The sequence below is a fragment of the Sanguibacter sp. HDW7 genome (assembly GCF_011300875.1).
Taxonomy (GTDB): domain Bacteria; phylum Actinomycetota; class Actinomycetes; order Actinomycetales; family Cellulomonadaceae; genus Flavimobilis.
In genome coordinates, this window is the sequence record NZ_CP049862.1 from 2,466,116 (window position 1) to 2,491,224 (window position 25,109).

The 25,109-nt window shown below is 74.1% G+C and carries 22 protein-coding genes; 7 read left to right on the forward strand and 15 right to left on the reverse strand.

What is annotated here, in order from left to right:
* Window positions 1-38 precede the first annotated feature (38 nt).
* The 10 genes from G7063_RS11230 to G7063_RS11275 all read right to left on the reverse strand — a co-directional run bounded on the left by G7063_RS11230 (window position 39) and on the right by G7063_RS11275 (window position 11,806).
* The gene (locus G7063_RS11230; RefSeq protein ID WP_166414471.1) at window positions 39-965 is read right to left on the reverse strand and encodes an NAD(P)-dependent oxidoreductase; all 927 of its coding nucleotides are present in this window, start codon (window positions 963-965) and stop codon (window positions 39-41) included.
* A gap of 97 nt (window positions 966-1,062) precedes the next feature.
* Window positions 1,063-2,208 (reverse strand): glycosyltransferase family 4 protein, encoded by a 1,146-nt coding sequence (locus G7063_RS11235; RefSeq protein WP_166414472.1) that lies wholly within the window; start codon window positions 2,206-2,208, stop codon window positions 1,063-1,065.
* A complete protein-coding gene (locus G7063_RS11240; protein WP_166414473.1) occupies window positions 2,205-3,383 on the reverse strand; it encodes a glycosyltransferase family 4 protein in 1,179 nt (392 codons plus the stop codon). Before G7063_RS11240 ends, G7063_RS11235 begins: the two co-directional genes overlap by 4 nt.
* Before the next feature lie 36 nt (window positions 3,384-3,419).
* Window positions 3,420-4,652: a glycosyltransferase family 4 protein gene (locus tag G7063_RS11245; protein WP_166414474.1), complete on the reverse strand. Its 1,233-nt coding sequence runs from the start codon at window positions 4,650-4,652 to the stop codon at window positions 3,420-3,422.
* Complete coding sequence (locus tag G7063_RS11250; RefSeq protein ID WP_166414475.1) at window positions 4,649-5,830, reverse strand: glycosyltransferase family 2 protein; 1,182 nt, start codon at window positions 5,828-5,830, stop codon at window positions 4,649-4,651. Before G7063_RS11250 ends, G7063_RS11245 begins: the two co-directional genes overlap by 4 nt.
* Window position 5,831: 1 nt before the next feature.
* Entirely contained in the window at window positions 5,832-7,733 is a 1,902-nt protein-coding gene (locus G7063_RS11255; RefSeq protein ID WP_166414476.1) for an ABC transporter ATP-binding protein, read from the reverse strand.
* Complete coding sequence (locus tag G7063_RS11260; RefSeq protein WP_240916050.1) at window positions 7,730-9,106, reverse strand: glycosyltransferase family 4 protein; 1,377 nt, start codon at window positions 9,104-9,106, stop codon at window positions 7,730-7,732. The genes G7063_RS11255 and G7063_RS11260 overlap by 4 nt, the downstream gene beginning before the upstream one ends.
* A complete protein-coding gene (locus G7063_RS11265; protein WP_166415334.1) occupies window positions 9,103-10,089 on the reverse strand; it encodes a Gfo/Idh/MocA family protein in 987 nt (328 codons plus the stop codon). The genes G7063_RS11260 and G7063_RS11265 overlap by 4 nt, the downstream gene beginning before the upstream one ends.
* Window positions 10,089-11,213, reverse strand: a complete 1,125-nt coding sequence (locus G7063_RS11270; RefSeq protein ID WP_166414477.1) for a DegT/DnrJ/EryC1/StrS aminotransferase family protein — start codon at window positions 11,211-11,213, stop codon at window positions 10,089-10,091. Before G7063_RS11270 ends, G7063_RS11265 begins: the two co-directional genes overlap by 1 nt.
* A complete protein-coding gene (locus G7063_RS11275) occupies window positions 11,210-11,806 on the reverse strand; it encodes an acyltransferase (protein WP_166414478.1) in 597 nt (198 codons plus the stop codon). The genes G7063_RS11270 and G7063_RS11275 overlap by 4 nt, the downstream gene beginning before the upstream one ends.
* Window positions 11,807-11,946: 140 nt before the next feature.
* Between G7063_RS11275 and G7063_RS11280 the strand changes: the two genes are divergently transcribed.
* From G7063_RS11280 to G7063_RS11290, 3 genes are all read left to right on the forward strand, one after another.
* Window positions 11,947-12,624: a glycosyltransferase family 2 protein gene (locus tag G7063_RS11280; protein ID WP_206188140.1), complete on the forward strand. Its 678-nt coding sequence runs from the start codon at window positions 11,947-11,949 to the stop codon at window positions 12,622-12,624.
* 9 nt (window positions 12,625-12,633) lie between these two features.
* Entirely contained in the window at window positions 12,634-13,107 is a 474-nt protein-coding gene (locus G7063_RS11285) for a DUF2304 domain-containing protein (protein WP_206188141.1), read from the forward strand.
* A gap of 148 nt (window positions 13,108-13,255) precedes the next feature.
* A complete protein-coding gene (locus G7063_RS11290; RefSeq protein WP_166414480.1) occupies window positions 13,256-14,725 on the forward strand; it encodes an LCP family protein in 1,470 nt (489 codons plus the stop codon).
* A gap of 9 nt (window positions 14,726-14,734) precedes the next feature.
* On the opposite strand, the gene purE is transcribed toward G7063_RS11290, so the two are convergent.
* The 5 genes from purE to G7063_RS11315 form a co-directional block, all read right to left on the reverse strand.
* Window positions 14,735-15,262, reverse strand: coding sequence for a 5-(carboxyamino)imidazole ribonucleotide mutase (gene purE / locus G7063_RS11295; RefSeq protein ID WP_166414481.1), 528 nt, complete (start codon window positions 15,260-15,262; stop codon window positions 14,735-14,737).
* A gap of 35 nt (window positions 15,263-15,297) precedes the next feature.
* Window positions 15,298-16,488: a 5-(carboxyamino)imidazole ribonucleotide synthase gene (locus tag G7063_RS11300; RefSeq protein ID WP_166414482.1), complete on the reverse strand. Its 1,191-nt coding sequence runs from the start codon at window positions 16,486-16,488 to the stop codon at window positions 15,298-15,300.
* Window positions 16,489-16,509: 21 nt separating this feature from the next.
* Window positions 16,510-17,127: a GtrA family protein gene (locus G7063_RS11305; RefSeq protein ID WP_206188142.1), complete on the reverse strand. Its 618-nt coding sequence runs from the start codon at window positions 17,125-17,127 to the stop codon at window positions 16,510-16,512.
* Between the two features lie 68 nt (window positions 17,128-17,195).
* Entirely contained in the window at window positions 17,196-18,527 is a 1,332-nt protein-coding gene (locus G7063_RS11310) for an ATP-binding protein (RefSeq protein WP_166414483.1), read from the reverse strand.
* Between the two features lie 26 nt (window positions 18,528-18,553).
* Window positions 18,554-19,237 carry a response regulator transcription factor gene (locus G7063_RS11315; RefSeq protein WP_166414484.1) on the reverse strand — a complete coding sequence of 228 codons (684 nt, stop codon included), beginning with the start codon at window positions 19,235-19,237 and terminating at the stop codon, window positions 18,554-18,556.
* Window positions 19,238-19,414: 177 nt separating this feature from the next.
* On the opposite strand from G7063_RS11315, the gene G7063_RS11320 reads away from it, so the two are divergent.
* The 4 genes from G7063_RS11320 to G7063_RS11335 all read left to right on the forward strand — a co-directional run bounded on the left by G7063_RS11320 (window position 19,415) and on the right by G7063_RS11335 (window position 25,075).
* Window positions 19,415-20,836 carry a sensor histidine kinase gene (locus G7063_RS11320; RefSeq protein WP_240916051.1) on the forward strand — a complete coding sequence of 474 codons (1,422 nt, stop codon included), beginning with the start codon at window positions 19,415-19,417 and terminating at the stop codon, window positions 20,834-20,836.
* The gene (locus G7063_RS11325; protein WP_166414485.1) at window positions 20,833-21,546 is read left to right on the forward strand and encodes a response regulator transcription factor; all 714 of its coding nucleotides are present in this window, start codon (window positions 20,833-20,835) and stop codon (window positions 21,544-21,546) included. The genes G7063_RS11320 and G7063_RS11325 overlap by 4 nt, the downstream gene beginning before the upstream one ends.
* A 143-nt stretch (window positions 21,547-21,689) precedes the next feature.
* The gene (locus tag G7063_RS11330) at window positions 21,690-22,478 is read left to right on the forward strand and encodes an ABC transporter ATP-binding protein (protein ID WP_166414486.1); all 789 of its coding nucleotides are present in this window, start codon (window positions 21,690-21,692) and stop codon (window positions 22,476-22,478) included.
* Between the two features lie 23 nt (window positions 22,479-22,501).
* Window positions 22,502-25,075 carry an ABC transporter permease gene (locus G7063_RS11335; RefSeq protein WP_240916052.1) on the forward strand — a complete coding sequence of 858 codons (2,574 nt, stop codon included), beginning with the start codon at window positions 22,502-22,504 and terminating at the stop codon, window positions 25,073-25,075.
* Window positions 25,076-25,109: the final 34 nt, after the last annotated feature.

Genomic DNA, 25,109 nt, shown 5'->3' on the forward strand with positions numbered 1-25,109 from the left:
ATGGCGTGGCGGACGGAGCCAGCAGAGCAGGGTGGGGCTCAGTAGCCGGCCTGGCGGTCCACGCCGCCCGTGAGGGGCTCGCCCGCGGCCCACGCGCGGACGTTGTGCTCGATCCGTCGGGCCATCATCGCCTCGACCATCTCCGGGGTGTCCGCCGTGTGCGGCGTGACGAGCACGTCGTCCCGGCCCCACAGCGGGTGACCGTCGGGCAGCGGCTCCGGGTCGGTGACGTCGAGGCCCGCGCCCGCGATCTCGCCCGCATCGAGCGCCGCGACGAGCGCGTCCGTGTCGATGAGCCCGCCCCGCGCAACGTTCGCGACGACGGCCGTCGACGGCAGCGCCGCGAGGACCTCGGCCGACACCCAGCCGCGCGTCTCGTCCGTGAGGGCGATCGCGCCGACGAGCACGTCGATCTCGCCGAGGTGCGCGCGGAACCCGTCGAGGTCCGTCGTGACGTCCGCGCCCTCGAGGGGCGACGTCGAGCGGCGCGCGACGATCGTGCGGACGCCGAACGGCGCGAGCAGGCGCAGCAGCTCGGTCGTGATGCCGCCGCCACCGAGGATGCCGACCGTGAGGCCGTAGAGGCTGATGCCTGCGGGCGTGCCCCACGACGTCGCGCGCGCACGGCGCGTGACCTGCCGCAGGGCGGCGAGCGTGAGCAGCAGCGCATGCTCCGCGACGGGCTCCGCGAACGCGCCCTTGGCCGACGTGAACTCGACCTCGCGCTCGAAGACGCCCGCGGCGACGTACGCCTCGACGCCCGCAGACGGCAGCTGCACCCACCTCAGGTTGGGCGCGGCCGCGAGCACGGGCACGAGCTCGGTCGCGGGGCCCCCGTGCCAGACGAGGACCTCGGTGTCGGGGCCGAGCTCGGTGAGCTCTCCCCCGCCGCGGACGACGGCGTCGCACCAAGCGGGCGCGTCGCCCGTCACGGTGACGCGGGGGGGGTGGGTGGAGCTGGTCATGCGAACCTCCGGTGCGGCGACTCTGCCGCGATCGAGGACCGGCGTGGACGGCCGGCCCGGGTCTGTGAGCCCCGTGCGGGGCGGGGTGTCGGCGGGGTCAGCGCGGCGCCGCAGCGATCGCGTCGACGGCCCGCGCCCACGCGCCCGACTGCTCCTCGGCGGACAGCGCGCGAGCGGCAGCGTGCGAGGCGGCCTTCCAGCGGGCGACGTCGTCGGACGTCACGGCGTCGAGCGCGGCGGCGAGCGCCTCGGCGGTGTTGGCCGACGCGACCGCGCCGAGGCCGTGCTCACGCACGAGCCGCGCCATCTCCGCGTTGGGGCCCAGGACGAGCCCGAGCCGCGCCTGGACGAAGTCGAAGATCTTGTTGGGCAGCGCCATCGCGTTGTTGCGGTTGACCTCGGGCAGCACATAGATGCCGAGGTCGTACGCGGCGAGCGTGTCGCCGAGCTCGGCGTACGGCACGGGGTCGTGCACCGTGACGCGCGCGGAGCCGGCGGTGCGGGCGCGCAGGTCGTCGACATACGCGGGGTCGTTGCGCACGAGGAAGAGGTCGAGCGTGCAGTCGAGGCTGGTGCGCTCGGCCGCGTCGACGAGGTGGTCGAGAAACCTGTTGGCGAGGCCTGCACCGGAGTGGACGAGCCGCACGGGGCTGTGCACGGGCCCGGGCTCGCGCTCGGCGTACGGGGCGGCGTTGACGACGACGCCCGCGTCGAGCCCGTACTCGCGGCGGTAGGCCTCGGCGATGCCGGGGGCGACGGTTGTCACGGACGCGGCCTGCGTGACGTAGCGGCGCAGCAGCCAGCGCACGTAGGGCGCGACGAAGAGGCGCCAGCGCAGCAGCTCCTCGTTCTGCGCGGGCGCGTACTCGTGGAGGTCTGCGTGCACAGCGGCGCGCCCGGACGCGAGGCGCGGCGCGACGTCGAGCGCGAGCGGCACGGCGTCGACGTCGTCGGCGAGGACGACGTCGAACGTCAGGCCTGCGAGCAGCGGGCGCGCGGCCGCGACGGCCGCGTTGCGCGCGAGCACGGCCCGGTGCCGGAACGTGAGGAGCGCGAGCGTGTCCTTGCGCCAGTACACCGCGTCGTCGGGCACCTGGAGGTGGCGGACGACGCCCTCGGGCGCTGGCCCGTAGCCGCACGTCGTCACGTCGTAGCGCTCGGCGAAGAGGCGCACCTGCTTGAGGACGCGCGCGTCGGACGCGATGGGCGAGAACGACAGGACGAGCAGCGACGGGCGAGTCATCGGGCGTCTCCGGGAGTGGTCGGGCCGAGGGCGATCGCGTCGACGGCGCGCGCCCAGCCGCCGACCTGTTCCTCGGCGGACAGGGCGTGGGCGGCTGCGTGCGACGCGGTCTTCCACGCGCGGACGTCGTCGCGCGTGAGCCGGTCGAGGACGTCTGCGAGGTCGCGCGACTCGTAGCCCGCGGTGACCTCGCCGAGGCCGTGCTCGCGCACGACCGCCGCCATCTCCGGGTTGGGCGAGAGCACGAGGCCGAGGCGCGCCTGGACGAAGTCGAAGAGCTTGTTCGGCAGCGCGTTGGCGTTGTTGCGGTTGACGGGCGGCAGCAGGTAGACGCCGACGTCGTACGCGTTGAGCGTCGTGAGCAGCTCGGCGTGCGCCACCGGCTCGTGGACGGTGACGTTGCCGGTCGCGGCCGCGCGCTCGCGCAGCGCGTCGACGTAGCCGGGGTCGTTGCGCGTGAGGAAGAGGTCGAGCGTCACGGGTGTCGTCGTGAGCGTCGCGGCCTCGAGCAGCGTCTCGAGGAAGCGGTTGGCGAGCCCTGCGCCCGAGTGGACGAGCCGCAGCGGGCCGTCGTCGGGCACCGGACCAGGCTCGAGCAGCGCATACGGGGCGGCGTTCGCGACGACGACTGCATCGACGCCGAGCTCCGCGTACGCACGCGCGAGGCCCGCGCTCACGGTCGTCGCCGACGCGGCACGGCGGACGTGACGGCGGACGAGCCACGTGAGGTAGGGCGCGATGCGCCGCTTCCACGCGGGGTTCTCCTCGTGGAGCCACGGCGAGAACTCGTGGAGGTCCGCGTGCACCCCGAGGCGTGGCCGCAGCCGCAGCGCGAGCGGCACGGACTCGACGTCGTTCGCGAGGATCACGTCGAACGTGCCGCGCCCGAGCCCTGCGTCCGCGAGCGCGCGGGTCGCGCCGACGACGGCGGGCGTGCGCCGCTCGACGAGCGGGTAGGCGCGAAGCGTGATGAGGCGGCCGTTCAGCGCGAGGCTCGCGTGCTCGGCGGGGATCTCGACGTGCCGGACGCCGTCGAGCCCGTCGCCCGTGGGCGCGGGCCCGAAGCCGCACGTCGTCACGTCGTAGCGGCCGGCGAAGAGCCGCACCTGCTTGAGGACGCGGGCGTCGGCGGCGATCGGCGAGAACGAGAGGATGAGGAGCGAGGGGCGGGGCACGGACCTAGTCTTCCAGCCGGGCCGGGGCGGCAGTGTTCACGAGGACGTTCCCGGGACGGCCGTGACGCCGCAGAACCCCGCGAGCGCCTCGGCGCTCGCCCGCCCGTCGTGGAGCGAGCGCACGAACGCGGGACCGTCGGCCCACGCGCGCTCGGCGACGGCCGCGCGCTCGTCGAGCACGCGCATGAGCACGTCCTCGAGCGTGTCGGGGGTCGCCTCGAGGACGGGCAGATCGCGGCCGGCGCGATCGGCGACCGCCGTGCGGACCTGGTCGGTCACGTGCGCGACGACGACGCGTCCGGCGGCCAGCGCCTCGCACGTCGCGACGCCGTAGGAACCGAGCGCGAACTGGTCGAGCACGATGTCCGCGTCCCGGTAGACGTCGCGCATGCGCGCGGCGGGCACTCCCGTGACGCGCCGGTACTCGACGAGGCCGCGCGCTGCGAGCCGTTCGAGCACGGGCTCGATCGCGGCGGTTCCCTTGACGGGCCCGTTCGTCGGGGCGTGGACGACGACGGGCACGCGGCGGGCGAGCGGCGGGACGTCGGTCGCCCAGCGGTCCGGGTCGACGACGAGCGGCAGCCATGTCGCGGCGGGGCGGTCGCGCAGGAGGTCGGGGGTCGAGACGAACGTCGGGACGCCGTCCGCCTCGAGCGCGTCGAGGTGGCGGTTGTGCTCGGGCGCAGAGATCGCGAGGAGCCGCCCCGTCTCCCACTCCGTGTCGCGGAACGGCGACCACGGTGTGGCCTCGAGGTGGCGGGCGGGGTCGCGCACGTCGCTGCCGTGGGCGACGCTCCCGACGACGAGGCCCGATGCGCGCAGGTCCGCGATCTCGCGCCACACGCCGTTGGGCTCGCGGACGCTCCCGCGCAGCGTCCCGAACAGGGGCCGGCAGGCCTCGACGAGGACGTGGCTGAAGCGGCCGACGTAGCGCCGCTGGGACGTCTGCCAGCGGTGCGAGCCCGTGTAGACGGCCTGGGGCACGCGGACGTCGGTCGGGAAGCCGAAGCCCCCGGGGGCCTCGGCGGTCATGGCGACGGCGCCGACGCCCGGCAGGAGCTCGGCGGCACGCGCCCAGGCCGTGCCCTGCCCCGCGTAGTTCGCGGGGCCGACGTAGAGACGCACGGGGGCGCCCGGCACGGGCGGGTTCACGGGGACGTCGCCGGGCGCCCACGGGCGCATCGAGGGCGCGACGGCGCGGACGATGACGTCGGGGGCGCGGCGCACGACGGCGCCCGCGGCGCGCGAGAGCGCGGGAGGAAGGCTCACCACGGCAGGCGGTACCTCACGTAGCGGGTCACGGTCGACTCGGGGTCGAGCACGTCGGGCAGGTCGCGGGGCACGAGCGTCGCGAGGCGGCCCGCGCGGGCGCGGGCGACCGATGCGGCGGCGAGCCGGCCGGCCGTCACGGGTTCCCCGTCGTCGACACCGAGAGGCAGGCGACCGTCGTCAGCGGGCCTTGCGACCCACGCGGGGCCGGCGACGACGCGCAGCGCGGCGAGGTCGGCGCGGGCGAGCGCGTGGAGGGCTGTCGGAGCGGCCTCGAGCCACGCACGGGCCTCGGCGCGCAGGACTGCGGGCCCGTCGTCGTCCCAGTCGCCCGCCGACGGCCGGCGGCCGAGCGCACCGAGCACGTGGACGCGCAGCACCTTGATCGCAAGGGCGCGGCGCTGCGACGGCGCAAGCTCGTCGAGGAGGCCCGTGCCGCGCAGGCGCGTGACGGCCCGGAGCTCGTCGGCGACGGGGCGGACGACGCCCGTCACGCGGTCGGCGGCGTCCGCGCCGACGACGTAGGCGGGGGCCGACGGCAGCATGTCGATGCGCGCGTCGGAGCACCACAGGCGCACTGAGAGCTCGAGGTCCTCCCCCGTCGCGAGGCCCTCGGTGAACGTCAGGCCGAGCCGTCGCAGCGTCGAGCGCCGCAGCAGCCCGAGCGGCGCCGAGCGGTACAGGAGGCGGTCCGCAACCGCGTCGAGCGGCGTCGTCGCGCGCGGGCCGGGGCGGCCCGTCCCCCTCCGCACGAGCGGGTTGCGCAGGACTGTGCCCCCCTGGCGCAGGGGGGCGAGGACGACGTCGGAGCCGCGCTCGCGCGCGACGTCGAGCCACGCGCGCACCGCGCCGGGCTCGAGCGTGTCGTCCGAGCCCATGACGGCGACGAGCTCGGCGCGCGCGTGCGCGAGGCCGTGGTTGAAGGGGCCCGCGGGGCTGCGCACGTGGTCGTTGTAGCCGAGGACGCGCACGTGGGCGCGCTCGTCGGGCGTGAGCGCGAGCGCGTCGGTGACCGTCGCGACGCCGAGGTCGTGCGCGACGACGGTGACCCGGACGAGGCCTTCGGAGCCGTCGAGCACGCTGCGCACGGCACGCGCGACGGGTCGTCGGGCGTCGTGGACGGCGATGACGAGGTCGACCGCGGGGGCCGAGGCGGTGTTCGGGGCGGACGCGTGCACGTCACCCATCCTGCCGGACGCCCCCACCGTCGTCGCCGTCTGCGACGGATTGACGCGTTCCACCCGTCGAACGGTCGGAAGCCGTCAATCCGTCGGGGAGGAGTGCGTCGGAAGAGGGCGTCGCATCGGGGAGGGGTGCGAGGCCCGCGAGCGCCGCCTGCTCCTGGAAGTCGGGGACGGCCGCGACGAGCTCCTCGAAGGTCCCGCGCGCCGCGATCGTGCCGCCCGCCATGAAGCACACCTGGTCGGAGTGCCGGATCGTCGAGAGCCGGTGCGCGACGGAGATGAGCGTGACGCGCCCCCGCAGGCCCGCGATCGCGGCCGCGACGGACGCCTCGGTCTGCGTGTCGAGCGCGCTCGTCGCCTCGTCGAGCACGAGCACGAGCGGGTCGGAGTACAGGGCTCGCGCGATGCCGAGGCGCTGCCGCTGCCCGCCCGAGAGGGCCATGCCGCGGTCACCGATGCGGGCGTCGAGCCCGCCCTCGCGCGCCTCGACGACGTCGAGCATCTGCGCGCTCGCGAGGCACTCGCGGACCTTGTCGCGATCGATGTCGTCGGTCCACGTGAGCGCGACGTTCTGCGCGACGCTGCCGTCGAACAGCGCGACGTCCTGGGGCACGTAGCCGACGCGCGCGCGCCATGCGGCGAGGACGTCGGCGAGGTCCTGGTCGTCGACGCGCATCGTGCCGCTCTGCGGCACGAGCAGGCCGAGGAGGACGTCGACGAGGGTCGACTTGCCGGCGCCCGAGGACCCGACGAGCGCGAGCGAGGAGCCGAGCGGCAGGTCGAGGTCGACGTCGTGGATCGCCTCGGTGTGCGAGCCGGGGTACGTGAAGCCCACGCCCCGGAGCGTGAGGCGCGTGGGCTCGCCCGCGAGCGGCTCGCGCCCGCCCGTCTCGGCGGCGCGGAGATAGCCCTCGGCGGCCTCGATGTCGCCGATGACGGCGGTGACGTTGGGGATGTTCGCGGCGGTCGTCGCGACGACGGCCTGGAAGCCCGTGATCGCGGGCACCATGCGGAAGCCGGCGACGCCGAACATCGCGAGCGCCCCGAACGCGGCACCGGGCCCGTCCATGACGTAGGAGGCGCCGCCGACGAGCAGGAACCCGCCGACGATCGCGGTCTCGACGACGTAGCGCGGCACGGCCGCGAGGAACGAGAGGTTGGCGCGCGCACGCACGGTGTGGCCGCGGTTGGCGCGGACGACGTCGGCGACCTCGCCGGCCTTGTCGCGCAGCGTGATCTCCTTGAGCGCCCCGACCATCTCCGTCATGAGCCGCGCGACGCGGAAGGAGTAGTCGCGGTTGACGCGCCCGGCCTGCACGGAGCGGCGCGAGACGACCCGGTAGAGCAGGAGCCCGACGAGCCCGAGGTAGACGAGCGTGATCGCGGCCGTCACCGGCTCGGTGACGACGAGGACGAGCAGCACGGCCGTGAAGGTCGCGGCGAGCGCGGGCAGGCCGGCGACGGGCAGGAGGAAGCCTGCGGTCGCGTTGGCGATGCCGACGTCGGCGAGCCGCACGAGCTGCGACGTCGAGCGTGAGAGCCGGTCGGTCCAGGGGGCGCGGATGTACGCGTCGAAGAGGCGGTCGCCGATCTCGAGCTCGTAGGCCGCGAAGCGTCGTGTGACTACCCACTGGAGGGTCACGGACAGCACTCCCTTGAGGAGGATGAGCCCGGAGACGATCCCGATGACAGCGATGTTCCCGAGCTCGCCGAGCAGCGGCAGGGACGCGTCGCCGCCCGAGAGCATGGGCGCGAGCGTGACGGCGAGGAGCGCGAGCGCGGCGACGTCGAGCAGCGAGAGGCACGCGTTGGCGACCATGTAGAGGCGCAGGAACCGCTGCGCGCTGCCGGGCAGGAGCGGCAGGAGCCGCTGCCAGGTGCGCCAGATGAGCTTCACGAACGTCCGTCCTCGGTGGTCGCGCCGGCTGCGCGTCGGTCGCGCCATCGTCGCACGTGGGCGGCGACGCTCGCACCGACGTGCGCGACGCTCGCATGCTCGCGCGCCCAGGCGGCGAGGCGCTCGGCGCGTCCGGCGTCGGCCCCGGTCTCGAGGACGCGGACCATCGCGGCCGCGACCTCCTCGACGTCGTACGCGACGGCCTCGCCGAGGCCGTGCTCGCGCACGATCGGCACGGCGGGGCCGGGCCCGGCGAAGACGACGGGCGTGCCGCACGCGGCGGCCGCGAAGGTCTTCGTCGGCAGCGCGAGGTCGTAGCCGACGCCGGGGCGCACGGAGACGAGCGCCGCCGCGGCGTTCCCGATCCAGGCGGCGGCCTCGGGCGCGGGGACGACGGGGTGCAGGTGGACGGCACCGGGGGCGACCTCGGCGGCGAGCGCCCGCAGCGTCTCGAAGTCGGAGCCCTGGCCGAGGACGACGAGCTCGACGCCCGGCACGGTCTCGCGGACGCGCGCGAGGGCGCGCACGAAGATGTCGGCACCCTGCCAAGCGGACGTCGTGCCCGCGTAGACGAGGTAGCGGCCGGGGGCGCCCTGCGGGCGCGGCAGCCCGGGCCGGAAGATGTCCGTGTCGACGCCGTTGCGCACGACGACGACCTCGGGCCGGCGCCGCGCACGGCCCCCGGACGAGGTGCCGACGAGGGCCTCGACGCGCTCGGCGACGTCGGGCGACACCGCGACGACGCCGCGCGCACCGCGCATGGCCCAGCCCTCGACGGCCGCGAGCACGCGCGTGACGAGCCCGGGCACGGACCCGTCGCCCGCCGTCGCGTCGGACCACACGTCGGCCGCGTAGTAGACGTAGGGCACGCGCCGCACGGCGCAGGCGAGGCGGACGACGGCGCCCGTCGTGGGCGGTGGTTCGGCGACGACGACGTCGGGCCGCGGCACGGCGAGCAGCCGCACGAGCAGCGGGACGTCGAACGACAGGTACGGGAGGTAGCCGCGCACGTAGCCGGTGCGGTCGCGCAGGACGGGGGTGCGCTCGACGCGCACGTGCGCGCCGCGCAGGTCCTCGTCGGCGTCACGCGTGAGGAGACGCTGGGCGCGCCGCGCCCACGTCGTCAGCACCGTGACGGCGTGCAGCTCGCCGGGGGCCGCAGGGTCCGCCGCGCCGAGCGCCCGCGCGAGCGCCTCGAGCCGGAAGGACGCGGCCGCGGGCTCGGGCGCGAAGATGCGCGTCGCGAGGACGACGTGCCGTCGGACCTCGCGGCCGGGGGCGGCGACGGGCGCCGCACCCGAGGGTGCGGCGCCCGTGCCGTCGTCGTGCGTGCCGTCGTCGTGCGCGGCGTCGTCGTGCGCGGGGGTCGTCACAGGCGGACGGTCTCCTGCGTCTGCGCCGAGCGCTTCGCGGCCTCGGCGACCCGCAGCGTCGCGAGGCCCTCGGCCATCGTCACGGTGCGGTTCTCGCCACCGAGCACGGCGTCGCGGAACGCCTCGAGCTCGGTGCGCAGCGGCTCGCGCTTGGCGATCGCGTAGCGCGTGACATCGCCCTCGGCGACGCCGCGGAACGCCGCGACGGCGTCCCACTCGGTCTGCACGCGACCGTTCTCGTAGAACGTGACGTCGGCCGTCGCGGTGTCGGCGATGAGCGTGCCGCGCTCGCCGGCGACGATCGTCAGGCGCTCCTTCATGGGCGAGAGCCAGTTGATCGTGTGATTGACGTTGACGCCGTTGGCGAGGCGCCCGGTGATGAGCACCATGTCCTCGTGCTCACGCCCCGAGCGGAACGAGGTCTGCGCCGAGACCGTCGTGTACGTCGACTGCGCGGCCCACGCCGTGAGGTCGATGTCGTGGGAGGCGAGGTCGAGGATGACGCCGACGTCCGCGATGCGCGCCGGGAACGGACCCTGGCGGCGCGTCGAGATCTGGTAGACCTCGCCGAGCTGGCCCTCGGCGATGCGGCGGCGCACCTCCTGGATCGCGGGGTTGTACCGCTCGATGTGCCCGACGGCGCCGACGAGCCCCGCGTCCTCGAACGCACGCGCCATGCGCTCACCCGCGGTGACGTCGGCCGCGACGGGCTTCTCGACGAGCGTGTGGACGCCCGCGGCGGCGAGCGTCAGCGCGGTCTCCTCGTGGAAGCGTGTGGGCACGGCGACGACAGCGAGGTCGATGCCGGCGGCCGCGAGCGCGGCCGCGTCGGGCAGCACCTCGAGGTCGCCCGCGACGCGGAACGGGTCGCCGCCCGGGTCGGCGACGGCGACGAGGTCGACGCCGTCCATCTCACGGAAGACCCGGACGTGGTGGCGCCCCATGGCGCCGATGCCGATGACGCCGGCACGGAGGTTCGCCATCACGCACCCGCCGTCATGACGGCCGCGACGCCCGCGACGATCCGCTCGAGGTGCTCGGCCGTGAGCGAGGGGTGCACCGGCAGCGAGATGACCTCGCGCGCGGCCCGCTCGGTCTCGGGCAGCTCGAGGCCGGGCGCGAAGTGCGCGAGCGAGGGCAGGCGGTGGTTGGGGATCGGGTAGTAGACGCCCGAGCCGACCTGGTGCTCGGCGCGCAGCGCGGCGACGACGGCGTCGCGCTCGGCGCCCGTCGACCCGTCGATGCGGATCGTGTACTGGTGGTAGACGTGCACGGCGCCCTCGCGGACGGGCGGCACGACGACGCCCGCGACACTGGCGAGACCGGCGTCGAGGAACGCGGCGTTCGCCTGGCGCTGGGCGGTCCACGCGTCGACCTTGCCGAGCTGGACGCGGCCGATCGCGGCGTGGATGTCGGTCATGCGGTTGTTGAAGCCGATGACCTCGTTGGCGTACTGCGTCTCCATGCCCTGGTTGCGCAGCAGGCGGACGTTGCGCGCGACCGTCGGGTCGGCGCACGAGACCATGCCACCCTCGCCCGAGGTCATGTTCTTCGTCGGGTAGAGGCTGAACATCGCGAACGAGCCGAACGTGCCGACCTTCGCGCCGCCGAGGCTCGCGCCGTGGGCCTGCGCGGCGTCCTCGAACAGCTGGACGCCGCGCTCGGCGGCGAGCGCCTGGAAGGCGGGTGCGTCGAAGGGGTGGCCGTAGAGGTGGACGGGCATGATGCCCGCGGTGCGCTCGGTCATCGCGGCCGCGGCGGCGGCCGGGTCCATCGCGAAGGTCTCGGGCTCGATGTCGACGAACACGGGCGTCGCGCCCGTGAGCGCGACGGAGTTGCCGGTCGCGGCGAACGTGAACGACGGCACGAGGACCTCGTCGCCCGGGCCGATGCCTGCGGCGAGCAGGCCGAGGTGGAGGCCCGCGGTGCCCGAGGACACGGCGACGCACTCGCGCCCCGCGACCATGTGCGCGCCGAACTCCTTCTCGAACGCGACGACCTCGGGGCCCTGCGCGACCATGCCCGATCGCATGACGCGATCGACCGCGGCCCGCTCGTCGTCGCCGATGATCGGCTTCGCCGGGGGGATGAACTCCAGCTCGCTCATGCGTTCTCGACCTCTCTGATGGTGTCGCCGGCGGGCTCGTACAGCCGGCCGGTCGCGGGGCAGCGGAAACGGTCGCCCTCGGCGACCAGGGGGTGACCGGCGTGTCCGACCCAGCCGACCTGACGGGCCGGCACGCCGCGGACGATCGCGTGGGCAGGCACGTCGCGGGAGACGACGGCTCCCGCGGCGACGGTCGCCCAGGCGCCGATCGTCACGGGGGCGATGCACACGGCGCGTGCGCCGATCGAGGCGCCGGTGCCGATGGTGACGCCGACGGCGTGCCAGTCGGACGCGTCCTTGAGCGAGCCGTCAGGGTTGATGGCGCGCGGGTACTGGTCGTTGGTGAGGACGGCCGCGGGGCCGACGAAGACGCCGTCGCCGAGCTCGGCGGGCTCGTAGACGAGCGCGTAGTTCTGCACCTTGCAGTTGTCGCCGAGTCGGACACCCGTGCCGATGTAGGCGCCGCGTCCGACGATGCAGCCCTCGCCGAGCACGGCCTGCTCGCGGACCTGGGCGAGGTGCCAGACCGAGCTGCCCTCACCGATCGTGGCCTCGTCCGACACGTCGGCGCTCGGCGCGATGCGCACTGCCATTCCAGCTCCGTCCAGGGGGTGTCGCGGGGGCGCGCTCGCGCGCCGGTCGGAGAGCCGACCTCGGCCAGACTACCGCCGCGAAGGCTCCGTCCGGAGGACGATCGTCCACACGACCAGGCCCGGATGACACAATGGCAGGCATGAGCCGCCCTCCCGTCGACGATGCGTGGCTCGTCGTCCCCCTCTACAACGAGGCAGCCGTCGTGGGCGACGTCGTACGCGGCGTCCTGCCGACGTTCCCGCACGTCGTCTGCGTCGACGACGGCTCGCGCGACGCCTCGGCGGCGGTCGCCCGCGCGGCAGGCGCGCGGGTGCTCGAGCACCCCGTCAACCTCGGTCAGGGCGCGGCGCTGCAGACGGGCATCACGTACGCGCTCTCGCGCGGTGCGCGCTACGTCGTGACGTTCGACGCGGACGGCCAGCACCGGGTCGAGGACGCGGCGGACATGGTCGACCTCGCGCGCCGCGAGGACGTCGCGATCGTCTTCGGCTCGCGCTTCCTCGACGACCGCACGGACGCGGGCCTGCTCAAGCGGCTCGTCCTCAAGGTCGCGGTCTGGTTCACCAACCAGTCGACGGGTCTGCGTCTCACGGACGCGCACAACGGGCTGCGCGTCATGCGTGCGGACGCGGCGCGGGGCGTGCGGCTGCGGCAGGACCGCATGGCGCACGCGAGCGAGATCGTCCTCCAGCTGGGCCGCACACGCCTGCCGTGGCGTGAGCACCCGGTGCACGTCCTCTACACCGACTACTCGCGCGGCAAGGGCCAGTCGCTGTGGAACTCGGTGAACATCCTCGTCGACCTCGTGTTCCGGTAAGGCGGCGTCGTGCTCATCCAGATCATCCTCCTCGCCGCGATCGGCTGGGTCGCGGTCGTCCTCAACCGGTCGACGGGGGACGCGCGCCACCAGGCGATCCGCCGGCTGCTGCTCGTCGCGTTCATCCTTGCGGCGGCAGCGTCGGTCCTCTTCCCGTCGATCCTCTCGCGGCTCGCGAACCTCATCGGTGTCGGCCGTGGCGCGGACCTGCTCCTCTACGGGCTCGTCATCGCGTTCCTCAGCTTCATCGCGACGTCGTTCCGGCGCATGAACCGCATGCAGTCGCAGCTCACGGCGCTCGCGCGCGAGCTCACGCTCGCCCGTGCGGGTCTCGTCGACGCGGGTCTCGTCCCCGACGCCGCCTCGGTCGCGACCGACGTCGCGGACGTGGCCCACGCGCCCGACGCTGCGGAGTCCGACGGCGCCCTGCCCGAGCCCTCCGACGGCCCCGCGCCCGAGGCTCCGGGCCGCGCCGACGCCTGAGCGACCATCTCCACAGTTCTCTCACCCGGCGGCCCCGGACCCACCCGGCCCGTCGCCGACGTCCGTCCTAGGATCGACGGGTGACCTGCCCGTTCCGCTCCCTCAGCCCTGCCACGCGCGACGTGACCGGTTCGTCGACGGTGCCCGTATGACGGACAGGACCGGGCGCCCGCAGGGTTCGCCCCCTCCCAGCTTCTCCCCGCAGGGCGCCGGCGCGTCACGTCCGGCCTCGGACGACGGCGCGGTCCCCGTCGGCGGTGCCAACGGTCCCGTCGCCCACGTCCCGGCGCGTCCGACGCGACGCCCGACGTCGGGTGGGACGCCGCGCGTGGCCCGCACCGGCGAGGGCGAGTCCCGGCCGGCATCGGTCCAGCCGCGCTCGACCGCCTCGTCCCGCCCTTCTTCCGACGGCGCACGTCCGACGGGCGCCGCCGCCGCGGCGCCCCGCCGCACGGTCTCGTCGAGCACCGCGAGCGGCCCCCGGCCGGGCGTCCGTCCCGGCACGCCCGCCCCGTCAGGGCGTCCCGGGTCCTCGGGGCCGGGGTCCGCACGCCCGACCTCGGTGCGTCCGGTCGCCCTGCCCGTCGACGCATCGACCGCCGGCGACGACGACATCGTCGCTGGCGGGCCTCCCTCAGGGGGCCGGCTCCGGCTGCGTCCGGGACGCATCGCGGCGGTCGTCGCGGTCCTCGCGCTCGTCGGCCTCGTCGCGTGGCCCGTCGGGCTGGGCCTCTGGGCGAACGGCAAGATCACGCACGTCGCCGCGCTCTCCGGCGCGGCCGCGACCGACGGCACGACGTACCTGCTCGCGGGCTCGGACTCCCGTGAGGACGGCGCGATCGCGGCCGACGGCACGGCGGGCGCTCGCACCGACACGATCATGCTGCTCCACGTGCCCGACAAGGGCCCGAACGCTCTCGTGAGCCTGCCGCGCGACACGTTCGTCGAGATCCCGGGCCACGGCGGCCGCAAGCTCAACGCTTCCTACGCGTACGGCGGCCCCGAGCTGCTCGTCTCGACGGTCGAAGGCCTCACGGGTCTCACCGTCGACCACTACGTCGAGATCGGCCTCGGCGGGGTCAAGGAGCTCGTCGACGCGGTCGGCGGCGTCAACCTCTGCCTCGACTACAAGGTGCGGGACAAGCGCTCGGGCCTCAACTGGAACCCGGGCTGCCACGACGTCGACGGCAAGAAGGCTCTCGCTTTCGTCCGCATGCGCTACGCGGACCCGAAGGGCGACCTCGGGCGGGCCGAGCGCCAGCGCCAGCTCATCGGCGCGGTGACGAAGAAGGCCGCGAACTTCGGCACGGTCGTCAACCCCGGCAAGCAGGTCGACCTCATCGACGCGGGCCTCGGCGCGATCGCGGCCGACGACGGCACGAGCATCACCGACCTCGGCCGGCTCGCGCTCGCCTTCCGCTCGGCGACGGGCGAGGGCGGGATCACGGGCACGCCGCCCGTCGCGAACGTCGACTACCGCCCGGGCGGCGGCGCGGGCTCGACCGTGCTGCTCGACCCGAAGGGCGCCACGGAATTCTGGGACGCCGTGCGTGACGGCACGCTCGCGCCGGGCCGCTACGACGGGGACGGCCTCGTCACCGAGAAGTCTGCGGAGTAGCGGACCCGCTCACTCTCCGCGCGCGAACGCCTCACGGAGGGCTGCGCCCTTGGCCTGTGCCTGGTCGCGCAGCTCCTCCTGGAACCCGCGCATGCGCGCGCGCAGGACCTCGGCCGCCTCGTCGGTGCCCGAGGCGAGGATGCGCGCGGCGAGCAGGCCCGCGTTGCGGGCTCCGCCGACCGAGACGGTCGCGACGGGCACGCCCGCGGGCATCTGGACGATCGAGAGGAGCGAGTCCATACCGTCGAGGTACTTCAGGGGCACGGGCACGCCGATGACGGGCAGCTCGGTGACGGCCGCGAGCATGCCCGGCAGGTGGGCCGCTCCCCCGGCACCCGCGATGATGACGCGCAGGCCGCGGGCGGAGGCGTCGCGACCGTAGTCGATCATCTCGGTGGGCATGCGGTGCGCGGAGACGACGTCGACCTCGACGGGCACGTCGAACTCGGCGAGGGCCTCAGCGGCGGCACGCATGACGGGCCAGTCGGAGTCGGACCCCATGACGATGCCGACGACGGGGGCGGTTGCATTGCTCATGGGGTTCTCCAGGGCGGTCGGGACTGGGCGGGTGGTCATTCGCCGCGCAGCAGCGCAGCAGCGGCGACAGCGCGACGACGCACGTCGTCGAGGTCGTCGCCCGTGACGTTGACGTGGCCCAGCTTGCGGCCGGGGCGCACGGACTTGCCGTAGAGGTTGACGCGCGCGCCGGGGTCGGCGGCGAGGATCGCGGGCAGGGCGTCGGTGAGCTCGTCGAGGCTCGAGCCGAGGACGTTCGCCATGACGGTCCACGGGGCGCGCGGCGAGGTGTCGCCGAGCGGCAGGTCGAGGACGGCCCGCAGGTGCTGCTCGAACTGGCTCGTCACGGCGCCGTCGATCGTCCAGTGACCGGAGTTGTGGGGGCGCATCGCGAGCTCGTTGACGAGCACGCGGCCGTCGACCTCGAACATCTCGACGGCGAGGACGCCCGTGACGCCGAGCCCCGAGACGACGGTCTCGGCGATGCTGCGGGCCTCGGCCTCGAGCTCGGCCGAGAGGTCCGGGGCGGGGGCGACGACCTCGGAGCACACGCCGTCGCGCTGGACCGACTCGACGACGGGGTACGTCGCGACCTCGCCCGAGGGGCGTCGGGCGACGAGCGCGGCGAGCTCGCGGACGAACGGCACGCGCTCCTCGACGAGCAGCGCGGGGCCGCCCGCGGCGACGGCGGCGAACCAGTCGTCGACCTCGTCCGCGGAGCGCACGACGCGCACTCCCTTACCGTCGTAGCCACCGCGGCTCGTCTTGACGACGGCCGTACCGTCGCCGTCGGCGAGGAACGCGGCGAGCGCGGCCCTGCCGGCGTCCGGGTCGGTCGGCAGGGGCGCCCAGCGGGGGCAGGGCACACCGAGCGCGGTGAGACGCTCGCGCATGACGATCTTGTCCTGCGCGTGGACGAGCGCGGCGGGGCCCGGGTGGACGGGGACGCCGCCCGCGGCGATCTCGTCGAGCAGGCCGAAGGGCACGTGCTCGTGCTCGAAGGTGAGGACGTCGGCGCGGGCACGGCCCGCGTCGGTCGCGAGGGCGCCCGACGTGCCGGCGACGAGCGCGCGCACGGCGTCAGCGTCGGACGCGGCACCCACGGGGGCGTCCGCGACGACCTGAGCGGCCGAGGAGTCAGTGGCCTCGACGAGGACGCGGAGATGCACCCCCAGCTCGCCCGCGGCCGGAGCCATCATCCGGGCCAGCTGGCCCCCACCCACGACTGCCACGACCGGTGCTCTCACGGTCCCCAAGGGTACGCGAGGCTAGAGGGAGGCCTGCGGGGTGACCGCCCCACGGGACGGCGCGGCGTCGGCGTGGTCGGAGCCGCGCTCCGCGGCGTGCGATGCGGGGCCGTCACTGCCGTGAACGGCGTCGGACGCCGTCGCACTGCCCGCGGCGCCTGCGCCGCCGCCCTCGCCGTCGTGGGGCTCCGTGAAGACGAACGCGCGGTACGCGAAGTACCGGAAGATCATGCCGAGGACGAGGCCGACCATGTTGGCCGCGTTGTCAGCGACGACGCTCGAGAGCCCGAGGACGTACCGCGAGAACGCGAGGCAGCCGACCGAGATGAGGAGGCCGCCGACGTTGACGACGGCGAAGCCTGCGAACTCCCGCACACGGTTGGACGTCTTGCGCGCCGTGAACGTCCAGTACCGGTTACCGATCCACGCGACGATCGTCGCGACGCCGACGGCGATGCCACGGGAGACGAGCGGCTTGTGCCCGAGGATCTCGCCGGGCCCGTGGACGAGCAGGTTGAACACGCCCATGTCGACGAGGAAGGCGACGCCCCCGACCGAACCGAAGCGCAGGAGCTCCCAGAACCTGGTGACGACGAAGTCGCGCAGGACCCGGTAGACGGACGTGACGGTCGAAAGCATGGGACGAGCCTAGCCCCGGGCGCCCGGTGCGCGTTGTGCGGGAAGTCCCGTACGTGGCCGGTGAACGGTCATGTGGGCGGTCGGCGGCGCCGGCTCCAGCCCGAGGAGACGACCGACCCGACGGGCAGGACGACCTCGGGGTCGAGCGACTTGGGCACGCCGACGAGGAAGAGCGAGAAGACGGGCGGGCGGCGCTGCGAGAGCTCGAGCCGCGCGCCGTCGGCCGCGGCGAGGTCGCGGGCGAGCGCGAGGCCGAGGCCCGTGCCGGCACCCGAGGTCACCTCGCGCTCGAAGATGTGGGGCGCGAGGTCGTCGGGCACGCCCGGACCCTCGTCGCTCACCTCGACGACGACGGCGCCGCTCGTGCCGAGCCGCGAGCGGACGGTCGACGTGCCACCGCCGTGCTTGATGGAGTTCTCGACGAGCGTCGCGATGATCTGCGCGAGGCTGCCCGGGGTCGCGAGGACGGTCGTCGCGGGGTCGACGTCGACGACGAGGCGGCGGCCGAGCGCGCTGTAGGTGGGCCCCCACTCCTCGACCTGCTGCGCGACGACGTCCGCGAGGACGACGGCCTCGTTGTTGCCGCCGAGCGAGCGGCGCGTGCGCGAGAGGAGGTCGTCGACGACGGTGACGAGGCGTTCGATCTGCTCGAGGGAGATCCGCGCCTCCTCCTGGACGACCTCGTTGTCCGGCGCGGCCAGCGACATCTCCTCGATGCGCATCGTCAGCGCGGTGAGGGGTGTGCGGAGCTGGTGGGAGGCGTCCGAGGCGAACTGCCGCTCGACCGCGAGCCGCTTGGCGAGGCGGTCCGACGAGCGCGCGAGCTCGGCCGCGACGAGGTCGATCTCCTCGATGCCCGACGGCTCGAGGCGCGGGCGCGTCTGGCCCGAGCCGATCTGCTCGGCGGACGCCGAGAGGTAGAGGAGCGGCGCCGCGAGACGGTTGGCCTGCCAGATCGCGACGACGATCCCCGCGCCGACCGCGACGACGGCAGCGACACCGACGAGCACGATGATCTGGGCAGAGCGCACGTAGAGGTCCCACGACGAGACGCGGACCTCGACGATCGCCTTGGAGTCCGAGAGCGCAAGCGTCTTCGTCACGCGACCCGAGACCGGCTCGCCTGCCTCGATGACCTCGCCCGCCGGGCCGATGACGTGGATGTACGCCGAGAGCCGCCCGTTGCCCCCGACGTAGCCGTCGAGCATGTCGGGCGTGAGCTCGGCGTCACGGGCGACGCGACCGTCGACCACGCGCGCGATGTTCTGCGCGCGGATCTGCAGCTCGCGCACCTCGTTGTCCTTGACGAGCTGGGCGCCGAGGAACGCGAGAGGAAAGCCCAGGAGCAGCACCGCGACCGCGACCGCAGAGAGGGTCGCGAGGATGAGACGGCGGCGCATCCGGAGGCTCGGTCAGCGGGCGGGGCTCAGCGGGTCCCGGTCTCGAACCGGAATCCCATGCCGCGCACGGTCGAGATGTAGCGCGGCGAGTTGGCGTCGTCACCGAGCTTGCGGCGCAGCCACGACACGTGCATGTCGAGGGTCTTCGTCGAGCCGACGAGCTCCGAGCCCCAGACCTCGCGCATGAGCGTGTCACGCACGACGACGGTGCCGACGTTCGCGACGAGCACGCGCAGGAGGTCGAACTCCTTCGTCGTGAGGTGCAGCTCGCGGTCGCCCTGGAAGGCTCGGTGGGCCGCGACGTCGACGCGGACGTCCTGGCCGCGGATCTCGTCCTCGGCCTCGACCTCGCCGTGCGTGCGGCGCAGGAGCGCACGGACGCGGGCGAGGAGCTCGGCGAGACGGAAGGGCTTCGTGACGTAGTCGTCGGCCCCTGCGTCGAGGCCCACGACGAGGTCAACCTCGTCGGCGCGGGCCGTGAGCACGAGGACCGGGGTCGTCAGACCCTGGGCGCGGATGGCGCGGGCGACGTCGAGGCCGTCCATGTCCGGGAGACCGAGGTCGAGGACGACGAGGTCGACGTCCGTCGCGCTCTGCAGAGCCCCCTGCCCAGTCCCCTGGACGATGACGTGATAGCCCTCACGGGTGAGCGCGCGCGCGAGCGGCTCGCTGATCGCCGGGTCGTCCTCGGCAAGAAGCACGTTCGTCATTCCCCCATGCTAGGTCATGGACTTGCCAAGTTCGTGCCGTGACGCAGGTTCGTCGACCTGGATGTCGTGAGCATCACGTCGCGGCGTCACGACGTCAGCCGTCCGGAGGACCCTCGCGGACGACGCTCGTCCCGCAGGATGACGCAGCCCGCGTGTCCCACGACCTACGCTGGGCAGGTGCCCGACCTTGATCGCCCCGTCTCCTGGTGGCAGCGCCTCCAGCAGTCGTGGGAGCGCAACGCGCTGAAGATCGATATCGCCTGGACGATGCTCGTGCTCCTCTTCATCTGGGTCGTCGGCGGCGCGGGCACGGAGTACGGCCTCTGGGCGTTCCTCTTCATCGCGCCGCTCGCGGTGCGTCGCCGCTTCCCCGTGACGTCCGTCGTCACGGTCTTCTCGGTGGGGCTCCTCTTCACGCTGAGCGACAGGGCGAGCTCCGGCAACCCTGGGATGCTCGCGGTCCTCGCCGCCCTGTACTCGGTGACGGTCCACGGGCCGCGCTGGGCGTACCGCACCGCGATGTTCTCGGCCGCTGTCGGCGCCGCGCTGTGGGCGGTCGTCACGTGGGTGAGCTCCGGCTGGTACGGCGCCGGCGACCTCGTCGGCGCCTTCTTCACGTTCATGCTCATGCTGCTCGCCGAGCTCGCCGTGTGGGGCTTCGCTCTCACGCGCCGCGCGCGCAAGGACACCCTCGCGGCGCTCATCGACCGCGCCGAGCGGCTCGAGGTCGAGCGCGACCAGCAGGCCCGCATCGCGACCGCCGCGGAGCGCACGCGCATCGCCCGCGAGATGCACGACATCGTCGCCCATTCTCTATCTGTCATCATCGCGCAGGCGGACGGCGGCAGGTACGTCGTCCGACAGGACCCGGCCGCAGGCGAGCGCGTCCTCGGGACGATCGCGAACACGGGCCGCGACGCCCTCGCGGACATGCGCCGGCTCCTCGGCGTGCTGCGCGAGCCGGACGTCGCACGTCCCACTGCGCCGCTCCCGGGCGGCGGGGTCGGCACGCCCGCAGCCGGCACGCCCGCAGCCGGCAGCGCCGCGGGCTCGCCCCCCGGCGAGCGCAACCCGCAGCCCGCGACCGGCGACCTCGAACAGCTCGTCGCGCAGGTGCGTGCGACGGGCCTCGACGTCTCGTTCGTGCGCATGGGCACGCCGCGCGCGCTGCCTCCGGGCGTCGGCCTCGCGGTCTACCGCGTGTGCCAGGAGTCGCTCACGAACGTCCTCAAGCACGCGGGGCCCGGCCCGAGCGTCACGGTCCTCGCGAGCTGGGGCACGACGACGTTCACGCTCGACGTCTCCGACGACGGCCGCGGCGCGTCCGCCGGCAGCGACGGTGCGGGCCAGGGCCTCCTCGGCATGCGCGAACGTGCCACGATGTTCGGAGGGACGCTCACGGCGGGCCCTCGCCCCGGCGGCGGGTTCCGCGTCCACCTCGAGCTTCCCCTGCCGGGCGGGCCGTCTGCCGTCCCGGCACCGCCTGCACCGACCGCCCCGGCGCCACACGTCCTGGCCCCGCCGGCACGACCCGTCCCGGCCCCGCCCGCACCACCCCGACCACCCCACCACCCTGACCCGACCCAGGAGCCCGCGTGACCCTCGACCCCGCGCCCGACGCGATCCGCGTCGCCCTCGTCGACGACCAGCAGCTCGTCCGCGCGGGCTTCCGCATGGTCATCGACTCCCAGCCGGACCTCACGGTGACGCTCGAGGCCGGCGACGGCGCCCAGGCCGTCCGCCTCCTCGTCGACCACCCTGTCGACGTCGTCCTCATGGACGTCCGCATGCCCGAGCTCGACGGGCTCTCCGCGACCGCCCGCCTCACCGAGGCGTGGCACGCCCGCCTGCCCGCGGACCGGCAGCCGCGCATCATCGTGCTCACGACGTTCGACCTCGACGAGTACGTCATGGAGGCCATCCGCGCGGGTGCGAGCGGCTTCCTCCTCAAGGACGCCCCTCCTGAGGAGATGCTCGCGGCCATCCGCACGGTCCACCGTGGCGACGCCGTCATCGCGCCGTCGAGCACGCGCCGCCTCATCGAGCACATGGCGGGGGCGCTGCCCGCGCCCGCCGTCGCCGAGCCCGGCGACGACCCCCGCATCGCGTCCCTCACGGAGCGCGAGCGCGAGGTCCTCGTCCTCATGGCGCGCGGCCGGTCCAACACGGAGATCGGCGCAGACCTCTTCGTCGCCGAGGCCACCGTCAAGACGCACGTCGGCCGGATCCTCGCCAAGCTCGGCGCGCGCGACCGTGTCCAGGCCGTCGTCACGTCCTACGAGACCGGGCTCGTCACTCCCGGAACCTGAGCCCCGTACGACCGTGGGATGACCCCGCGCGTCGGAGGGACCCGACCCCGGCACGACGACCACCACGAGGTCGCCTCGATAGCGTCGGAGGAGCCGGCGGGCCCCCGCCCGCCTCTCCCCCGCATCGCACGAGGAGCATCTCCATGAACACCACCGTCGCCCCCGGCACGACGGGCGCGGTCAGCGCCCGCGGCCTCACGAAGGTCTACGGCAAGGGAGCCGGCCAGGTCGTCGCGCTCGACCACGTCGACGTCGACTTCGCGCCCGGTCGCTTCACCGCGATCATGGGCCCCTCGGGCTCGGGCAAGTCGACGCTCATGCACCTGCTCGCGGGCCTCGACTCCGCGTCGGCCGGCTCGTCGCGCATCGGCGACACGGAGATCACGGCCCTCGGCGACGACGCGCTCACCGAGCTGCGTCGCACACGCATCGGCTTCGTCTTCCAGTCGTTCAACCTCCTGCCGATGTTCACGGCGGAGCAGAACATCCTCCTGCCGCTCGACCTCGGCGGGAACAAGGTCGACACGGAGTGGCTCGCGACGCTCGTCGACACCCTCGGTCTCGGCGAGCGGCTCACGCACCGCCCGTCGGAGCTCTCGGGCGGGCAGCAGCAGCGCGTCGCGATCGCCCGCGCACTCATCACGAAGCCCGACGTCGTCTTCGCCGACGAGCCCACGGGCAACCTCGACTCGCGCTCGGGCGCCGAGGTGCTGAGCTTCCTGCGCCGCTCGGTGCGCGAGCTCGGACGCACCGTCATCATGGTGACGCACGACCCCGCGGCCGCGGCCTACGCGGACCGCGTCGTGCTCATCGCCGACGGCCGCATCGCGGGCGACATCTCCGACCCCACCCCCGAGTCGGTCCTCGCAGGCCTCGACGCGCTGCGCACCCTCGACACGGTCGGCGGCGCCACGGTCGGGGGTCAGGCCTGATGTTCCGGCTCACCTTCGCGCAGATGCGCAGATCCATCGGGCGGCTCGTCGCCGCCGGCGTCGCGATCGCGATCGGCACGGCGTTCGTCGCGGCGACGCTCCTCGCGGGCAACATCATGACCTCGACGTCGACGGACGCGATCGCGTCGTCCGTCGGCGACGCCGACCTGGTCATCGACACCTCGGCTGCCGGGAACCTCACGCTCGACGCGGTGCGGAGCCTCAGCTCCGTCGACGGTGTGGCCGCCGCGACCCCTCGACGCGACGTCTACGTCAGCGTCTCGGCCGACGGCCGCACGATCGGCACCGTCGCGGTGCCCGTCGCGTCCGACCCACGGCTCGAGGTGCAGTCCCTCACCGCAGGCGCGCTGCCGACGTCCGACGCCGAGGTCGCCCTCCCCGCGAAGCTCGCGGAGCGCCTCGGCGTGACCGTCGGCGGCACCGTCGGCATCGTCACCCACGAGTTCGACGAGAAGACCGGCGAGGGCAAGGAGGTCACGGTCGACCTCACCCTCGTCGGGCTCACCGACGACCCCGACGGTGCCTACCTCTCGGACGGAGGCGCGCTCCTCACGACCGCGGAGAACGTCACCCGTTGGCACGGCGCCGACGGCTTCTCGACCGCGCTCCTCCTGCTCGACGACGGCGCCGACGTCACGCAGGTGCGCCAGGCGGTCGCGGCCGCCGTCGCGGATGCGCTGCGTGCCGAGGGCATGGCGGACGACGTGGCATCGACGGCCACCATCCAGACGAAGCAGGAGTACGCCCAGGCGCGCATCGCGGAGCTCAGCGGACAGACGAACACCGTCGTCTACGTCGTGCTCGCGTTCGGCGCGCTAGCGCTCATCGTCGCCGGGCTCGTCATCGCCAACACGTTCCAGGTGCTCGTCGCCCAGCGCACGCGGACGCTCGCGCTCCTGCGGTGCGTCGGTGCGACGAAGAAGCAGCTGCGCGGGTCCGTCCTCCTCGAGGCGGCCGTCCTCGGCACGCTCGCCTCGCTGACCGGCATCGTCGTGGGCGCCGCCGGCGTCCAGGGTCTGCTCGCCGTGCTGCGCACGAGGGACCTCGGCGTGCCCCTGCCGACGACGATCGACGTCACCCCCGCCGTCGTTCTCGTCCCGCTCGTGGCCGGGCTTCTCGTCACCGTCATCTCGGCGTTCGCCCCGGCCCGCGTCGCGACCCGGGTCGCTCCCCTCGCGGCGCTCCGCCCCGCCGACGCCCCCTCGGTGCGCCAGGGTTCGAAGGTGCGGCTCGTGCTCGCGATCATCCTCACCGTGCTCGGCGGGCTCCTCCTCGCCGGCGGCGTCGCGGCCGGGACGACCCTCGAGGAGCCCCTCGCGGGGCTGCTCCTCGGCATCCCCGGCGGTGCCCTGTCGTTCGTGGGTCTCGCCGTCGGCTCGGTCTTCTGGATCCCCGCGGTCACGGCAGGCGTCGGACGTCTCCTGTCCCGCACGGGGGCGAGCGCACGCCTGGCGTCCGCGAACACCCTGCGCAACCCGCGGCGTACCGCAGCGACGAGCACCGCGCTGCTCATCGGAGTCACCCTCGTCGCCATGATGTCGACGGGCGCCGCGACGGCGCGCGCGACGTTCAACCAGCAGCTCGACGAGTTCTTCTACGTCGACGCTCTCGTCGACTCGGGCACGTACGGCACGGCCGGCGAGGCCGCTCCTACGACGCCCCTCACGCCGAAGGTCGTCACGGACATCGCGGCGATCGACGGGGTGACCGAGGTCGCCGAGGTCCACCGTGCCTCCGTCATGCAGATCGAGGTGCTCACCCCGGGGGGACCGGTCGTCGTCGGCAGCTCGACGCTCATGGGTGTCGACCCGGAGCGCGCCAGGTCGGTCCTCAACGACCCCGGGCTCGTCGACGGGCTCACCGACGGTACCCTCGTCGTCCAGTCCTCCCGCGACGTGTACGCCGGTGCGACCGGCGCACGCGTGACGCTCGCCGACGGCACGACGACCGACCTCGACGTCGTCGTCCGCGAGGGCAACCTCGGCGACACGATCGTCACCCTGCCGACGCTCGAGGACATCGCCGGGGCGACGAACGTCTCGGACCTCCTCGTGCGCATCGACCCGGCCGACCCCATCGCGACGGTCAACGCCATCCAGGACTCGGTCGACACGCTCGGTGTCTGGGTCGCGGGCGCCGTCGCCGAGCGGGCGATGTTCGACCAGGTCATCAACGTGCTGCTCGCGGTCGTCGTGGGTCTGCTCGCGGTCGCCGTCGTCATCGCGCTCATCGGCGTGACGAACACGCTCTCGTTGTCGGTCATCGAGCGGCAGCGGGAGAACGCGATGCTGCGCGCGATCGGCCTCTCGAAGCGCCAGCTGCGCACGACCCTCGCGATCGAGGGCCTGCTCATCGCGGTCGTCGGCACGGCGCTCGGCGTCGTGCTCGGGCTCGTCTACGGCTGGTCGGGAGCGGCCGCCGTGCTCGGGTCGTTCGGCTCGGTGGCCTACACCGTGCCGTGGCGGGACATCGCGCTCGTGCTGCTCGTCGCGGTCGTCGCGGGCCTGCTCGCCTCGGTGCTCCCCGCACGGCGCGCGGTGCGGACGTCGCCGGTCGAGGCCCTCGCGGTCGACTGACGTCGCGCAGCGTCCTCCAGGGATGCAGTGCGGA

Coding starts and splice junctions, on each gene's coding strand:
- G7063_RS11290 (WP_166414480.1), top strand. CDS start 13,256: ATGACGGACAGGACCGGGCGCCCGCAGGGTTCGCCCCCTCCCAGCTTC.
- G7063_RS11270 (WP_166414477.1), bottom strand. CDS start 11,213: ATGAGCGAGCTGGAGTTCATCCCCCCGGCGAAGCCGATCATCGGCGAC.
- G7063_RS11230 (WP_166414471.1), bottom strand. CDS start 965: ATGACCAGCTCCACCCACCCCCCCCGCGTCACCGTGACGGGCGACGCG.
- G7063_RS11275 (WP_166414478.1), bottom strand. CDS start 11,806: ATGGCAGTGCGCATCGCGCCGAGCGCCGACGTGTCGGACGAGGCCACG.
- G7063_RS11265 (WP_166415334.1), bottom strand. CDS start 10,089: ATGGCGAACCTCCGTGCCGGCGTCATCGGCATCGGCGCCATGGGGCGC.
- G7063_RS11280 (WP_206188140.1), top strand. CDS start 11,947: ATGAGCCGCCCTCCCGTCGACGATGCGTGGCTCGTCGTCCCCCTCTAC.
- G7063_RS11335 (WP_240916052.1), top strand. CDS start 22,502: ATGCGCAGATCCATCGGGCGGCTCGTCGCCGCCGGCGTCGCGATCGCG.
- G7063_RS11305 (WP_206188142.1), bottom strand. CDS start 17,127: ATGCTTTCGACCGTCACGTCCGTCTACCGGGTCCTGCGCGACTTCGTC.
- G7063_RS11315 (WP_166414484.1), bottom strand. CDS start 19,237: ATGACGAACGTGCTTCTTGCCGAGGACGACCCGGCGATCAGCGAGCCG.
- G7063_RS11235 (WP_166414472.1), bottom strand. CDS start 2,208: ATGACTCGCCCGTCGCTGCTCGTCCTGTCGTTCTCGCCCATCGCGTCC.
- purE (WP_166414481.1), bottom strand. CDS start 15,262: ATGAGCAATGCAACCGCCCCCGTCGTCGGCATCGTCATGGGGTCCGAC.
- G7063_RS11330 (WP_166414486.1), top strand. CDS start 21,690: ATGAACACCACCGTCGCCCCCGGCACGACGGGCGCGGTCAGCGCCCGC.
- G7063_RS11310 (WP_166414483.1), bottom strand. CDS start 18,527: ATGCGCCGCCGTCTCATCCTCGCGACCCTCTCTGCGGTCGCGGTCGCG.